The sequence below is a fragment of the Anoxybacillus sp. LAT27 genome (assembly GCF_022030075.1).
In the GTDB taxonomy this organism is placed as follows: domain Bacteria; phylum Bacillota; class Bacilli; order Bacillales; family Anoxybacillaceae; genus Anoxybacillus; species Anoxybacillus kestanbolensis.
This window is the reverse complement of record NZ_JAIWYK010000164.1, coordinates 1-274: the sequence shown is the minus strand read 5'-3', so window position 1 is coordinate 274 and position 274 is coordinate 1. Positions and strand designations below refer to the sequence as shown.

Annotated in this window: 1 protein-coding gene; it reads right to left on the bottom strand. The window is 62.8% G+C overall.

The window, feature by feature from the left end:
- Position 1: 1 nt before the first annotated feature.
- Positions 2-274: nitrilase-related carbon-nitrogen hydrolase (locus tag LD028_RS08965; protein WP_275949117.1), on the bottom strand; the 273-nt coding region annotated here is incomplete at its 5' end.

The following is a 274-nucleotide window of genomic DNA, read 5'->3' as shown; positions in this document are numbered from 1 at the left end:
ACTAAAGTTCGTACAGTTCGGTACGCCGATCGGCAAACACGGGAATCCGGCCCCGCACCTCGTCCACCAGCGCGAGGTCCAGTTCGGCGTAAACGATCTCCTCCTGCTGCATCCCTTCCGCGATCACTTCCCCCCACGGATTGACCACCATCGAATGGCCGCAGAAGGTGTTGCCGCCTCCCTCGCCGACGCGGTTGCAGGCGACGACGTACATCTGGTTTTCGATCGCGCGCGCAATCAGCAGTTGGCGCCAGTGATCCAGACGGGGGTGGGG